General features: G+C 68.8%; 11 protein-coding genes and 1 pseudogene. 9 read left to right on the forward strand and 3 right to left on the reverse strand.

What is annotated here, in order from left to right; all coding sequences use genetic code 11:
• Positions 1-71: 71 nt before the first annotated feature.
• The 3 genes from murJ to G6N24_RS21045 are packed head-to-tail and all read right to left on the reverse strand — an operon-like array spanning position 72 to position 6,822.
• Positions 72-3,656: a murein biosynthesis integral membrane protein MurJ gene (gene murJ, locus G6N24_RS21035; protein WP_085163140.1), complete on the reverse strand. Its 3,585-nt coding sequence runs from the start codon at positions 3,654-3,656 to the stop codon at positions 72-74.
• Positions 3,653-6,070 carry a hypothetical protein gene (locus tag G6N24_RS21040; RefSeq protein WP_085163141.1) on the reverse strand — a complete coding sequence of 806 codons (2,418 nt, stop codon included), beginning with the start codon at positions 6,068-6,070 and terminating at the stop codon, positions 3,653-3,655. Before G6N24_RS21040 ends, murJ begins: the two co-directional genes overlap by 4 nt.
• Positions 6,067-6,822 (reverse strand): NUDIX hydrolase, encoded by a 756-nt coding sequence (locus G6N24_RS21045; RefSeq protein ID WP_085163142.1) that lies wholly within the window; start codon positions 6,820-6,822, stop codon positions 6,067-6,069. Before G6N24_RS21045 ends, G6N24_RS21040 begins: the two co-directional genes overlap by 4 nt.
• 336 nt (positions 6,823-7,158) lie before the next feature.
• Here G6N24_RS21045 and G6N24_RS21050 point away from each other — a divergent pair, with 336 nt between their 5' ends.
• The 9 genes and pseudogenes from G6N24_RS21050 (at position 7,159) to G6N24_RS21085 (ending at position 13,767) form a co-directional block, all read left to right on the forward strand.
• Positions 7,159-8,601 carry a CCA tRNA nucleotidyltransferase gene (locus tag G6N24_RS21050; protein WP_085163143.1) on the forward strand — a complete coding sequence of 481 codons (1,443 nt, stop codon included), beginning with the start codon at positions 7,159-7,161 and terminating at the stop codon, positions 8,599-8,601.
• A 24-nt stretch (positions 8,602-8,625) separates the two neighbouring features.
• The gene (locus tag G6N24_RS21055) at positions 8,626-9,135 is read left to right on the forward strand and encodes a pullulanase (RefSeq protein ID WP_085163144.1); all 510 of its coding nucleotides are present in this window, start codon (positions 8,626-8,628) and stop codon (positions 9,133-9,135) included.
• A 105-nt stretch (positions 9,136-9,240) separates the two neighbouring features.
• Positions 9,241-9,543: a DUF2563 family protein gene (locus G6N24_RS21060; RefSeq protein WP_085163145.1), complete on the forward strand. Its 303-nt coding sequence runs from the start codon at positions 9,241-9,243 to the stop codon at positions 9,541-9,543.
• A gap of 41 nt (positions 9,544-9,584) precedes the next feature.
• Positions 9,585-9,842 (forward strand): hypothetical protein, encoded by a 258-nt coding sequence (locus G6N24_RS25960; protein ID WP_407938714.1) that lies wholly within the window; start codon positions 9,585-9,587, stop codon positions 9,840-9,842.
• A complete protein-coding gene (locus tag G6N24_RS21065; RefSeq protein WP_085163146.1) occupies positions 9,763-10,086 on the forward strand; it encodes a putative alpha/beta hydrolase in 324 nt (107 codons plus the stop codon). Before G6N24_RS25960 ends, G6N24_RS21065 begins: the two co-directional genes overlap by 80 nt.
• Positions 10,087-10,106: 20 nt before the next feature.
• Positions 10,107-10,289 carry a hypothetical protein gene (locus tag G6N24_RS21070; RefSeq protein WP_085163147.1) on the forward strand — a complete coding sequence of 61 codons (183 nt, stop codon included), beginning with the start codon at positions 10,107-10,109 and terminating at the stop codon, positions 10,287-10,289.
• 459 nt (positions 10,290-10,748) lie between these two features.
• A pseudogene (locus G6N24_RS21075) lies at positions 10,749-11,059 on the forward strand (WXG100 family type VII secretion target).
• Positions 11,052-11,342 carry a WXG100 family type VII secretion target gene (locus tag G6N24_RS21080; protein ID WP_085163167.1) on the forward strand — a complete coding sequence of 97 codons (291 nt, stop codon included), beginning with the start codon at positions 11,052-11,054 and terminating at the stop codon, positions 11,340-11,342. Before G6N24_RS21075 ends, G6N24_RS21080 begins: the two are co-directional and overlap by 8 nt.
• 4 nt (positions 11,343-11,346) lie before the next feature.
• Positions 11,347-13,767: a TNT domain-containing protein gene (locus G6N24_RS21085; RefSeq protein ID WP_085163149.1), complete on the forward strand. Its 2,421-nt coding sequence runs from the start codon at positions 11,347-11,349 to the stop codon at positions 13,765-13,767.
• Positions 13,768-13,777 lie beyond the last annotated feature (10 nt).

A 13,777-nucleotide genomic window follows, 5' to 3' on the forward strand; every position in this document is an offset into this window, starting at 1 on the left:
ACCCACGGGCGGACAGTAACCAATGGCCGGCCACCCGGCACTTCACCCGGGATGGGCCCGATCGGGACGCGTTAGGACGCGGCCCGGATGGTGATCTCCGAGATGTCGGCGCGGCTCTTGCCGTCGGTGGTCCCCAGGGTGGAGATCCACACCAGCAGATTCGATGTCGGGGAGGCGGCTTTGACCGAGATGGTGTTGTGGCCGGGGTTGAGCACCGTGGCCGGCGTCAGGGCGGTGGTGTCCTCCAGCAGTGACGGGTTCGGCGTGGGCGACGAGCGAATCTCCACCTTGGTCCCGGTGCTGGAAACGTCGACGGTGACGGTGCCGACCACGGTGGGTTTCGGCAGCTGCAGCATCAAACCTTCACCCTTCTTGAAGCTGGGGAAGGGGACCGCGTCGGTGTAGGTGTCGGTTTGCCAGGAGGTGCTGGGGTCGCCGTCGATCGCCAAACCGGCCTGGCCCGGATTGTCGGGTTCGCCGTCGGGCGAGAAGACGGTGGCTTTGGTGGGTTTGACGATGCTGCCGGCGGGCGCGGAACTGACGGCCGATGACGTCGACGAAGTCGGCGTGTTGAGGCCGAGTTGGTCTTTGTTGATGCCGTTGCCGAGATCGAAGATGCGATTCAATACCGACGCCAGTACCAGCAGCGCCACCACGATGACGGCGGCGGCCGCGGTGATGCCGATTGTCAGGTTGCGGCGCCGGTTGCCGAAAGGCCCGGGGCTGCCAACGGGTGCCTCGCGGCGGGGGGTGGGGGGCGGCGGTTCGTCGATTGGACCGAGTATCTCGGTGCGGTCGGCGACCGCCGTCGCTTGTTGCAACAGGTTCAAAAGCGTTGATGCGCTGCGTATTCCGCCATCCTCCTGCACCGCCCGGACCGCGACCGCGGAAATCTGGAACGGGATGTCGCGGTTTATGACGGTGGGTTCGACCGGGTTGCCCGATGCATCCCGCTCGGCCGGTGCGAGCCCGCTGCGCACCCCAGCTTCGGGTAGCGGCCACCGGTTGACCAGCAGGGCGTACAGCGCGGCGCCGACTCCGCGGATGTCGTCCTGCGGATTAGCGTCGGGCATCGTCGCCGGATAGGCCAGCACCACGTCGCCCTCGATGCTGACGCGTACCCGGCTCGGGTGGTCGATGGACAGGGCGACGCCGGAACGGTGGGCGGCATCGGCGGCCGCGGCCAACGACTGCATCGCCCGGACGGCGCCGACGGGGGACGGTGAGGTGTCGGCAACCTCTTGGAGCGAACCACCGCGGATCCACTCCGAAACGACCAGGCCGCCGCTACCGGTGTGGACGACGTCGAGCACCCGGGCCACGCCCGGCTTGTCGATCCGGCTCAGCCGCAGGGTGCGGGACAGGATCTCGTGCAGGACGTCGGCGGGCAGCGCACCGTCGGGGTCAACGAAGGTGAGTGCCACCTGCCGATCCAGCGCTGTGTCCAGGGCCTGCCAGAACTGCAGCGGCGGTGCGCCGCCGTGAAAGATCAGCAGGCGGTAGCGGCCACCGGCGATGCGGGCACCGGGAACCAGGTGGACATCGTCGGCGGGCACCGACGGTTCGGGACCCCGTTCCCGGGGCGCGTCGAAGGGAATCGGCGAGCGGGTGGGATCGGCCGTCGGTAGATCGCCGTTCAGCTGGTCGGGCGTGCGCGGCGAGCGAGGGCCGCGGTCACGGCCAGGCGGAATGTCGGGCTGGAAGTCGTCGGCGACCGGCCGCGGAACCTCGGTGCCTGACGCGGGACCCGACGATGCGCTGTCGGATGGGCGGTCGGTCACCTGCGGTCCTTTCGCTATTCCGTCTCTGGTTACCCGCTCCGGAGGCCTGCGCCGGATCGGATCCTGGACCGCGCTTCCCCCCGGCAGGGACGAATTTCTCTGCTCAGGGTACGTGACGGGGCGGCGGCGGGCCGATCGATCCGGCACAGTCGCTTTGCGGGGCGCCGCCTGCGCGCGCGGGCCCCGCAGTCGGCGGGTGATGGCACCCAATGTGGCATGCGCCTCGGGGACGCGCGCGCGGAGCATGACCGCGGCCAGGATCGGCAGCATGATCGTCGCCAGCGCCAGCAAGCGCAGCAGCGAACCGGCACCGCCACCGTGGGCGGTCAATTCTTCCAGCTGCAACAGCCGATCCGCCACGTGGGCGAGCAGGCCTGCCAGCAACGACGCGGCGGTGGTCACCAGGACGGTCCGCGCCTCGGCGGCACCGACCAGCTGGCCGCCCCCGGGCCGGAGGCCGCGCCGCAGCAGGCAGTAGCCGAGGATCGCGCCGGCCAGAAACCCGAGGCCGTTCGCTAGCCCGAGGTATCCGGCGACCAGCTTGGGATCACCGGTGACATGCGGCGCCAGCAGCGAGCCGGCGATCTTGACGGTCGTGATCACGATGATGATCACGATCGGCGTCCACGGCTGCTCCCGGGCGTAGAACACCCTCAGCTGCAAGAGCACCAGCGCGTAGGGGATCAGTGTGAATGCCGACAGCGCGATCGCGGCGCCCAGGTAGCCGGCGTCGATTTCGCCGAACCGGCCGTAAGCAAACAGCGCGCTGCCGAGCGCCGAGCCGCCGACGGTCATGAACGCCACCGTCGGGATCAGCGTGATAAGGGTCAGCCGGGTGGCCAGCGACAGGTCGGCAAGCACGGCCGGGATGTCGTCGGCGGCGGCATTGCGGCTCAGCCGCGGCATCACCACCGTCAGCACGGTCACGCCGATCATGCCGAACGGCAGCATCAGCACCAACCAGGTGTAGTAGTAGATGGCCGGGCCGGAAGCGTCTGCGCCACTGGCGATCTGGTTGCCAACCACCAGGCCGAGTTGACTGATCAACACGTAGAGCACCATCGCGGCGGCCATCGCGCCGAAGCGCTTGAGCCGTTGGTCGATACCCCACAGCGGGCGCAGGCTGACGCGCTCGCGGCCGAGCGCGACCAGCAGCACCGCGGCTTGCGCGAAGACGCCGGCGGTGGTGCCGATCCCCAGCACCAGCAGCTTGGCGTTGCCCATCTCGACGGGACTGACGGAAAGCTCGCCGGGAACCGCGAGATACACCGCCAGGGTTGCGATCGCGACGACGTTGTTGACGACGGGTGCCCATGCCGGCGGCCCGAACACGTTGCGGGTGTTCAGGATCGCCATGAACACCGAGGACAGGCCATAAAAGAGGACCTGCGGCAGCAGCAGGTAGGCGAACGCGGTGGTCAGCGGCTCGTTGACCTGCGGGTTCCGGCCCAGCATCAACCGCACCAGCAGCGGCGCGGACAACACGGACAGCATCGTGGCCGCCAACAGCAGGGTGGTGGCCAACGTGACCAGGCGCCGCACGAACGCCTCGCCGCCGTCGGGGTCGTCCTGTTCGGCGCGGGCCAGCACGGGCACGAAGATCGCGGTGAACGTCGCCTCCAGCACCAGCGCGGCGACCAGGTTCGGCAGCTGATTGGCCACCGAGAACGAACTGGACAGCGCCGCGCCCAGGATCGCGGCCAGCAGCACGATCCGCGCGAAGCCGGTGATCCGGCTGATCAGTGTGGCGAATGCCATTGCCCACGACCGCGATACCAGCGCGGCGTCGGACAGCTCGGGCCGCCTTCCCGGCGGCGCCGGTCGCTTCAGCGGAGGCCCTGGCTGGGGCTGCCCTCGCCGAGGAGCGGGATTCATACGCGGTGCTTTTCACGGACCCGATCGGGAAGATCGCGGTGCCGTTCGGCGTGCCTGCCGATGGGCGGGTCGGGTCGGTCGAGGTCGGCGGGATCGGGCTGGCCGCGGAACCGGTGCCAGAGCCGCCGTCCCGCCAACGTCACCAGCACCGCCGCCGCGGTCAGTGTGATCGCGAACAGCACCTTGCCGTAGGCGTTGGAGTGCACCGACAGGCGCACCGGCTCGCCCAGGGGCTGGCCGTCCGGCGTCCGCAGCGCCACGTCGACCGCGACCCGCTGGGTGAAGTTCACCTCGATCGGTACCCGCAACGGCAGGTATCCCGGCGGCAGCTCGATCTGGCCGACGTCGGTGACGGTCATGCCGGGCGGAGCATCGACATGCAGCCGGACCTTGATCGGAACAGCGAGGCCATTGTGCAGCGCCAGCAGTAGCGGGCTGTGCTCGGTAGCCAGCGTGTAGGAGCCCCCGGGGTTGACGATCGTGACCGCGCCGAACAAGTCGTTGATCGTGTTACCCACCACGGTCAGCCGCTGCTGAGCGAGCCCGTTGCGGGTGTCGGGAGGCACCGACTGGCTCAATGAGCGCAGCATGTCTTCGCGCAGGGGTGCGGTGTATTGCACGCCGGTTAGCCCGGTGCGGTCGTCGGTGGTCAACGCTGAGGTCAGCTTCCATAGTCGGCCCACATGGCCGGCGATCTCGTCGGTGATGTCGTCGTTGAACCGGCCGCGTGCGGACGCTGAATCCCGCGGGGCGCTCGACGGCTGCGGTGGCTCGGTGCGCGCCGTGGCGTCGGCGATGACCGCCGGCAGCGGACGCGGCACCGCCAGCCCGGACCGGATGCTGGTGCCCAGCGCGGTCAGGATGAGCTGCGCGTCATCGGACTGCAGGTTCCATGTCGCGGGCGGCACCAGGATCTGGGTGCGTGGCGCGGCGTCTGTCTGCAGTCCGCGCCACATCATGGCGCCCAGGGCGTCTTGGCGGCGCGCGGTGGCCGAGTCATGCGTCAGGTGAACCGCCAAGGAGGAGTCGAGGTAGGTGGGCGCGATCGGATTGTTCCCCGACGCGGCCAGCGCGGCGCCCACGGCCGGGTCGAACGGCGCGGCGACCACTTGCGGCGTCAACCGCCGGGGCGAGGTGTCGACCACGTTCACGGAGTCGGCGCCGGAAGTCGCCCGCGTGTCGTGGGCGGCGAAATCGGCGGCCGCGATCGCGACCATGCTGCCGTCGGCGCTGAGCAGGCTGACGGCGCGGTTGGTCAGCGGGCCGTCGGTCAGCACGGTTGCACCGCGGGTCGAGGTGATATCCAGAATCCGGTCGACGATGTCCCCGGCGCTGACGGTGGCGATCGCGCTCAGCCCGGGATCGTTGACGCGTTGCAGGGCGTCCAAATCGGCTTGCGCGTAGGGCAGCGCCGCCACGCAGGTCCGATGAGCCAGCGCGCGTAGCCGGTTGAGCCAGGTGGTCGCGGCGGCCTGGCCGGTGCCCGGGTGTGTCGGCGTGCCCGGTTGTTGGGCGGGCCCGTCGGGCGAATCGGACACGACGTATCCGGCGGTCATCGCGTTGACGGTGACGAGCAGGTCCGGGTCGACGGCCAGGCACAGCGCCCGGCCGACGACGCCGTCGGGGTCGACGTCGTGACCGGTGGCGAGTTCGGCTGCGGACAGCAGGATGTCGAGCCGACCGCCGGTGGCCAGCGAGTTGGCCAACTCGTCGTCGACCAGCCGAACCGGAACGGTGCCACCGGGCGCGCCGGGCGCCAACCGGGGTCGGTCGGCGAGCGGCCACAGCATGGTCATCCATACCGGCTTGGAAGTATCGGGCGCGACGGCGGAGTCCCGACCGGCGGCATGGTCGGGTGGTACGCCGACCACCGGCAGCAGGAACCTCGCGTTGTCGAGCCGGGCGGGCGCGCCGTAGTCCGGTGTTCCGTTGACGTTGACCAGGAGCGGATAGATCCCCGGCTGGTCGACGGCCAACGATTCCTTGGTCAGCGAGCGCAGCGGGGCGGACAGGGTAAAGCCCGCCTCTTGTCCGCGCTGCAGCTCGGGGGCCACGGTGAGAAAGTCCGCGGCCGGCTCGTACTGGTCGGTGCGGCCGTCGAGGGAGGTGCGCAAGCCCGCCGACGAGGTGACGGCCGCCGCGTGCTCGAGCCGGACCATCACGTCGCGGACCGGGCGGTCGCCGATGTTGGACACCATGCCGCTGACGGTGACGACGGCGTCGCTCGTGGTGGTGACCACGTCCGGGGTCACCTGATCGATGCGAACCTGGACGAACGGCGTCGCGCTGGGCTCGCCGGCCTCCGCGCGTGGCGCGGAGGCAGGGATGGCGAGTATCCCCCCGAAACCCGCCACGATGCCGGTCACCGCGGCGACGCGCAACAATCCGACCCATCGGAGTCGCGGGACAGTCACGACCCTGGCCCGTGACCGTTCTTCCGACCCGCCGCGGATCGGTCGACATGACGGGCGCGCGAGTGTGTCTGCGGGCGTCGCCGGGGCGTGCTGGGCGGCAGCGGCGGAAGCGCGGCCGGGCCGTCGCTCTGCAGCTTGTCGATCAGTTCGTCGGCCACTTCGGCCAGGCGACGTTCGTCGGCGTACGCCAGCCGCGACGGAAGTTCGTGGATTGGCACCCACGCCACTTCGGCGACTTCGAGATCCGCGTCGCAGAGCTCACCGCCGAGGAACCGCATGAGGTAGTGGTGCACGGTCTTGTGCACCCGCCGGCCGTCGGTGACGAACCAGTAGTCGATGCGCCCCAGCGCGGCCAGCACGCCGCCGCGAATCCCGGTCTCCTCGGCGACCTCGCGAATGGCGGTCTGCTCGGCGGTCTCGCCAAGCTCGATGTGACCCTTGGGCAGCGACCACAGCATCCGCCCGCGCCGATCGACGCGACCGATCACGGCGGCTACCTGCGCGTCCCGCGGCCCGTCGATACCGTCGATGACCAGACCTCCAGCCGACGTTTCGTGCACGGTGCGCAGCCGCTCCTGCGCGCGACGGGGTGAGCGGGAGCGGCGCGGTTTCGCCGACGCGGGGCTGGCGCCGTTACCGGCCGCTTGGCCGGCCATCGCGTCTTCGGCAGCATTTTTGGCGGAACCCGCACCGCCACGACGGCGACGCCGGGCCCGGCGTCGACGTGGTTTGGCTTGTTCGCCCTCCGACACCCCAGCGATATTAGCTGGTACGGGCGGGTCTACCCGCCTCACTCGCCGTTTGTCGGGCGCATCCGGTCCCGCTCGAGTGTGCGTCGAGCGCGCAGCTAAGGCGGAAAGCCGGCCGAAAATCCCGCCCTGAGTGCACGCTCGAAGGCCTGAGCGCCCACTCCACGCGGCTGGAGCGCCCACCGACCCAATAGGCCGGATTGTCGGCTTTCCCCCGCAAGCGGGCGGTACCCCCACAGCGGGCCGGCCCGGCCCGCAACGAGGCCTAATCGTCCGCCTCCTCCTCGGGCCGTGCCGGCCCGCATCGTTGCCAGACCGACCCGACTAGGCTGATCGAACGTGGTTGAACCCGCCCACGACACCGACCTGCTGACCACTGCCGCGGTCGCGCTGAACAGGCACGTTCCCCTGCTGCGCGGGCTCGGGTCGGCGTTCGCAGCCGCGGGCCACGAGCTGTATCTGGTCGGCGGTTCGGTGCGGGACGCGCTGTTGGGCCGGTTGAGCCCCGACCTGGACTTCACCACCGACGCGCGCCCCGAGCAGACGCGGAGGATCGTGCGGCCATTCGCCGACGCGGTGTGGGACACCGGTATCGACTTCGGGACCGTCGGCGCCGGCAAGGACGACTACCGCCTGGAGATCACCACCTTCCGCGCCGACAGCTACGACCAGGTGTCGCGCCATCCCGAGGTGCGTTTCGGCGACCGCCTCGACGACGATCTGGTGCGCCGGGATTTCACGGCGAACGCGATGGCCGTGCGTATCACCCCGGACGGCCCGGGCGAATTCCGTGACCCGCTAGGCGGTTTGGCGGCGCTGCGGGCGCAGGTGCTGGACACCCCGTCGGCGCCGGAGGTGTCCTTCGGAGACGATCCGTTGCGGATGCTGCGCGCGGCGCGGTTCGTCTCGCAACTCGGGTTTGCGGTCGCGCCGCGGGTTGCGACCGCGATCGAAGACATGGCGCCCGAGCTGGGGCGCATCAGTGCGGAGCGGGTGGCCGCCGAGCTGGACAAGCTGCTGCTCGGTGACGACCCCGTCGCCGGTATCGACCTGCTGGTGCAGACCGGGATGGGTGCGGTGGTGCTCCCCGAGATCGGCGGCATGCGGATGGCCATCGACGAGCACCATCAGCACAAGGACGTCTACCAGCATTCGCTGACCGTGCTGCGGCAGGCCATCGCCTTGGAAGACGGTGGCCCCGACCTGGTGTTGCGGTGGGCGGCACTGCTGCACGACATCGGCAAGCCCGTCACCCGGCGCCACGAGCCCAACGGCGGGGTGAGCTTTCACCACCACGAGGTGGTGGGCGCCAAGATGGTCCGCAAGCGGATGCGGGCCCTGAAGTACTCCAAGCAGATGATCGACGACGTCTCCCAGCTGGTGTATCTGCACCTGCGGTTCCACGGCTACGGCGATGCGAAGTGGACCGATTCGGCCGTGCGCCGCTACGTCACCGACGCCGGGCCCCTGCTGCCGCGGCTGCACAAGCTGGTGCGCGCCGACTGCACCACCCGCAACCAGCGCCGGGCCGCCCGGCTGCGGGCCAGCTATGACCAGCTGGAGGCGCGGATCGCCGAATTGGCCGCCCGAGAGGACCTCGATCGGGTGCGCCCCGACCTGGACGGCAACCAGATCATGGCGCTGCTCGGCATTCCGGCGGGACCGCAGGTCGGCGAGGCGTGGCGCTACCTGAAGGAACTGCGACTGGACCGCGGGCCGCTGACCTCCGAGGAGGCGGCACAAGAGCTGCTGTCCTGGTGGGAAAAGCGGGGGAACCGCTAGCGTCGGCGCCGCGTCGGATTGGTCGTGGAATATTGCCTCGGCGGGGATGACGGCACGGCGGCCATCTGGAATCGCCCGCCCAACCTCGACCTCGACGGCGACGGACGGCTCGACGCGATCGGCCTCGATCTCGACGGCGACGGGATGCACGACGACGCGCTGGCGGATTTCGACGGCGACGGGGTCGCCGACCACGCCGTGCTCGACCTCGACAACGACGGCACCCCGGACAGCTATTTCGTCGATGACGGATCGGGGACGTGGGCGGTCGCCGCCGACCGCGGCGGAAAGCTGCGTTGGTATGGGCTCGACGGCGTCGAGCACGCGGGCGGTCCGCTGGTCGATTTCGACGGTCATGGCCGCCCGGACGACCGGCTGCTTGACGCCGACGGTGACGGAGTGGCCGACCGGGTGCTGTGCGCCGGCGAGCGGGGCATGACCGGATACGTCGACACCGACGGCGACGGGCGTTGGGACGTGCGGCTGACCGACACCGACGGCGACGGCACCGCCGATGGCGCCAGCGCCTTGTGAGGGTGAATTGACCGGGTGACCGCGGCGTCGTTAGCGTGACCGACACCGTGAGATCGCTTGTCACCCGGCAATATCGAAGCCTTAGTAGCGAGAAGGGCTTGAGTGATGTTCGTTGACATCGGAATGCTGCACTCGGGGGCCAACGAGTCGCACCGGGCGGGTGGACACGCGCGAGACGCGGCCGATCACCTCTCACGCGGACCGCTGGCCGCGGGAATGTTCGGCGAGTTCGCCGCCGCCGAGGCGTTTCACGGCGCGGTCGGCTCGGCGCATGCACAGCACGTGAGCAACCTGCAGGCCCATCGGGAGGCGCTGACCGCTTTCGGCGCCAACGCGCATCTGGCCGCCATGGGATTCACCGACATGGACGAGCGCAACGCCGGGGCACTGCGGGCGGTGCGCTTCTGATCGCCGAGGCCGGTGGTCACCCGTGGGCGATCAATCGAACCCTGCGGGCCGGTCGCCCGGCGCAGATCTCGGATTTGGCGCAGGCGTTTGGCGATACCGGCCGCCGCAACCACCGAGGCCAATGCCACGTTCGAGGACGCGCGTCGCAGGCGCAACGGAAGGCAATTAGCTACATCGCGACCTTGGAGGCTGAGCTGCGGCAGCTCGACGCGGAATTGGGTGAGGCGCTGGAGATGGAGCGCAACACCCCTCACCAACGCGGACAGGCCAGCGCTCGATGCGCTCATTACCGCCCTTGAAGAGCAAGCCATCGACGACACCAAAGCCACCCTGGGCCAGGTGAAGTCGATACGCAGCGGGTATGCGGACCGCTTGGAGCAATCCCCGGGGAACCTGCGTGTCAACGGATACGACCCCACGGCCATCCAGGCGTTGGACGCGCCCGAATCCCCCGTGAAACCCGAAGAGCCGATTGAGATTCCGTCGTCGGACACCGACCGCAGTGGTGGGACTCGCTGCGCCAGGAACAACGGGACCAGCTGATTGCGCAGCACCCGCCGGGGTTGGGCAACCTCAACGGTATTGACGCCATTGTTCGCGTCACGGTCAACCAGGCGGTGGTGATCGACGACATCACCCGGGTCGACGACATCGCTAAGCGGCGCGGGGTGTCGGCCGCGGATGTGCTCGATGATCTTGCGATGTACGGGCTTTCGGCCAGCGGCGTCACGCAACTACGACAGTGAACACGGCAGCGACGACCCGAGGCCGGTCATGCTGTGGGTATACGACCCGTTGGCGTTTAACGGCCAAGGCAAAGTGGCGATCGCGATCGGCAATCCCGATTACGCCCGCAACACCGCCGCCATCGTTCCGGGCACCGGTAGCAGCGTGGCGCAGGGGTGGATGACGGGGCATGACGATGCGATCAATCTCTACGATCAAACCTTGGCGGCGGATCCCTATCCAGGCGAACGCCGGATTGGGCCGCGACCCGGCCGGCGACGGCTGCGGACCGGATCTCTTGACCGACAAGATCATTATGGCGACTGCCGGAACATTATCGGCTCGACGGGACGATGGCGGGCTTCAGGATCGACGATTAGCTGCGCCGCGGATGAATGCCCGGACGCGTTGCACCGGGGCCCGTCGCTGTGCGCGTTTGCTGAATTGTGGCTGGGTGGTGATGTTGTTAGGTTGCCGCGGTGGGTGCTGACGAGACGTTGCGAGTAGATCCGGTGGTGATGCAGGGTTTCGCCGCGTCGCTGGGTGGTGCGGCCGAGCATCTTGCGGCGCAGTTGGCTTGGCTGGATGCCGAGGTTGGCGAGATGTTGGGCGGGTGGCGTGGGGTGTCGGGGGGTGCGTATGGGGCGGCGTGGGAGTTGTGGCATCGCGGGGCTGGTGAGGTGGGGGTGGGGTTGTCGATGCTGGCGGGGTTGATCGCCGAGGCCGGGCGGGATATCAACGCAATGAGACCGCGTCCGCGCGGGCGTTGGGTGGGGTCGGCGATGGCTGAGCCGTTTCGGGTGGATCCGGCGGCGCTGGCGGACGCGGTGGAGCGGATGGCCGAGTTCGGGCGTCATGCCGAGAGCATGCTCGCCGAAATCGACTCTGTGGTGGCCCGCCTGCATGCGACGTGGACGGCGCAGGCTGCGGCGGCTCATGCGGAGGCGCACCGGCATTGGGCTGTTGGTGAGGCGATGATGCGCCAGGCGTTGGCTGCGTTGCGGGCGGCGGGGCAGGGCGCGCACGCCAATTACCGCGGCGTGGTGTCCACGAATGTGGGCATGTGGTCGTGAGCTGATGGCGCCGCTGGCGGTGGATCCCGCGGCCCTCGATGGTGCGGGTGCCGCGGTGGTGGCCGCGGGTGAGGGTTTGGGGTCGGTGATCGCCGCGCTGACCAGCGGGCTGGCCGGGTGTGCGGGGATGGCCGGTGACGATGCGGCCGGCGTGGTGTTCGGGCGCGCCTATGACCGATCGGCGGCTGCGCTGTTCGAGGCGATGGTGGTCACCCGCAATGGGTTATCCAACCTCGGGGATGGTGTGCGGATGAGCGCGCACAACTATTCGCTGGCCGAGGCGATGTCCGATGTTGGCGGGCGGGCCGCCGCGCTGCCGGTGCCGCCGTCGACTGGCTGTGTTGCGCCGGGTTGGGCCCCGTCGGCGGTCGGTACTGGTGGTGCTGTGCCGGCGGGTTGGGGGTGGGTGGCGCCCTATATCGGGATGATCTGGCCGACGGGCGATTCGGGAAAGTTGCGGGCCGCGGCGGCGGGGTGGCGGGCGGCGGGGGCGAAGTTCGCGCTGGCCGAAATCGCGGGCACAGCCGGCCCGATGGGCGTTATTCGCGCGCAGCAGCTGCCGGAGGCGGGGCTGATCGAGGCGGCGTTTTCTGATGCGTACGCCGCCACCACCGCCGTGGTGGGGCAGTGCGAGACGATCGCGGCGCAGTTGGAGGGTTATGCGGCGCGCATCGACGCGGTGCATCGGGCGGTCCTGGATTTGCTGGCGCGTATTTGTGATCCGCTGACCGGGATCAAAGAGGTCTGGGAGTTTTTGACCGACCAGGACGAAGACGAGATCGCGCGGATCGCCCATGACATCGCCGCGGTCATCGAGCAGTTTCGCGGCGAAGCGGATGCGTTGGGCGCCGAGATCGCCGGCGTGGTTTCTCAGGCGCAGACGACGATCACCACGATGGGCCGCCACGCCGCCAAGCAGTGGGATCAGTTCCTGCATGCCAACCCGGTGGGCCGGGCGGTCAATAGGCATGGGCAGCAACTCAAAGGCTTTGGCGAGGAAGCCTTCGCAATGGCCAAAGATTCGTGGGATCTTGGGCCCTTGCGCGCCCCGATCGATCCGATCGGCTGGTACCGCGCCTGGCAGGAGATGCTGACGGGGATGGCGCCGCTGGTGGGCCTCGGCGGCGGGGATGCTCCCGCGGTCCTGGAATCGTGGAAGCAGTTCGGTAAGAACGTCATCCATTGGGATGACTGGAAAACCAACCCCGATGAGGCGTTCGGCAAGACCGTGTTCGATGTCGCGACACTGGCTTTGCCCGGCGGGCCGCTTTCGAAGCTGGGCAGCAAAAGCCGCGGGATTGTCGAGGCGATGGAGGGGCTCAAGAGGCCGCTTGACCCGCCCGCCCCGCGAGTGGAACCGCACACCGCGCCTCCGCCACCGCGAACGCCACGGGTCGAACCGCCAGAATCCGGCCGCCCGGCACCCGCGCCGCAGCCCAACAGTCGGCTGCCACACAGCCCCACCGAATCCAAGACACCACCCACCGACGCGCCCGCCGCCGGCGAGCCAGCCAAACCGACCGGGCCGGCCCCAGCGCCGGCAGGTCCCCGGCCATCCGCACCCGCCGCACCCAGCGAACACCTACCGACGAGCCATCCGCAGCCGGGCGAAGCTATCGCTCGTGCACCGGCGCCGGCTTCCCCTGGCGGATCTCCCGTCGAACCGACACCAGCCGGCACGCACCCACGGGAGCCCGCACTCGCAGCGACGGCAACCCACCCATCACCCCCACATTCCATCCCTCCGGCCAACCACCCACCCGAACCACCACCTCTCGGCGGCACACCCCACAGCGGGGCGCCGGGCACACACCCCAACGAACCACCGTCGAGTCACGACGGCGCTCCTCACGGACAAGGCGAAAGCGGGGATCCGCATGAAACGCATCCATCGGACGGTGACAGCTCACCTAGCGACGACGGTCATGGCACCGGTGTCCACCATGAGCCTCCCAAGGCCAGGGAAGTTTTTCCTGATGCGAAACCTTACGGCGAGCTCACCGAGCATGAGTATCGAGCACAATTTGAAGATGACAATGGTAAGTTGAGATATCCCGATCAAGATGATCCCGCCAAGCCCTACGCAATTCCAGGCACTGCCCACAGTATGACTGAGGCAGAAATCTGGTCTTTGGATGGAAGGAAACTCGATCGGATTGGCTATCCCGGCGGGGAATGGCTGGCACCGGCAGGAACTCCTTATGAAGGCCGATCGCTTCCCCACACCAGTTTAGAAAAGCCGTACTTTGCTTATACGGTTAACGTCAACGCCGGCCTACCGGCTGGATGGAAACTTGAGGAATCCCTTGCAGCGCCATGGTTTGGACACCCGGGCGGCGAACCGCAGTATAAGATTATTGCCCCACGAGATGACTGGCCTAGGGTCCAGGACCTCATTGACAGAGGGTTCTTGACGAGTGACTAAGCCGAGATTT

The sequence above is a fragment of the Mycobacterium lacus genome (assembly GCF_010731535.1).
GTDB classification, from domain to species: domain Bacteria; phylum Actinomycetota; class Actinomycetes; order Mycobacteriales; family Mycobacteriaceae; genus Mycobacterium; species Mycobacterium lacus.

Excerpts from the sequence above, each read along its gene's own strand:
- murJ (WP_085163140.1), bottom strand. The coding sequence starts at position 3,656 with ATGAATCCCGCTCCTCGGCGAGGGCAGCCCCAGCCAGGGCCTCCGCTG.
- G6N24_RS21060 (WP_085163145.1), top strand. The coding sequence starts at position 9,241 with ATGTTCGTTGACATCGGAATGCTGCACTCGGGGGCCAACGAGTCGCAC.
- G6N24_RS21080 (WP_085163167.1), top strand. The coding sequence starts at position 11,052 with ATGGCTGAGCCGTTTCGGGTGGATCCGGCGGCGCTGGCGGACGCGGTG.
- G6N24_RS21085 (WP_085163149.1), top strand. The coding sequence starts at position 11,347 with ATGGCGCCGCTGGCGGTGGATCCCGCGGCCCTCGATGGTGCGGGTGCC.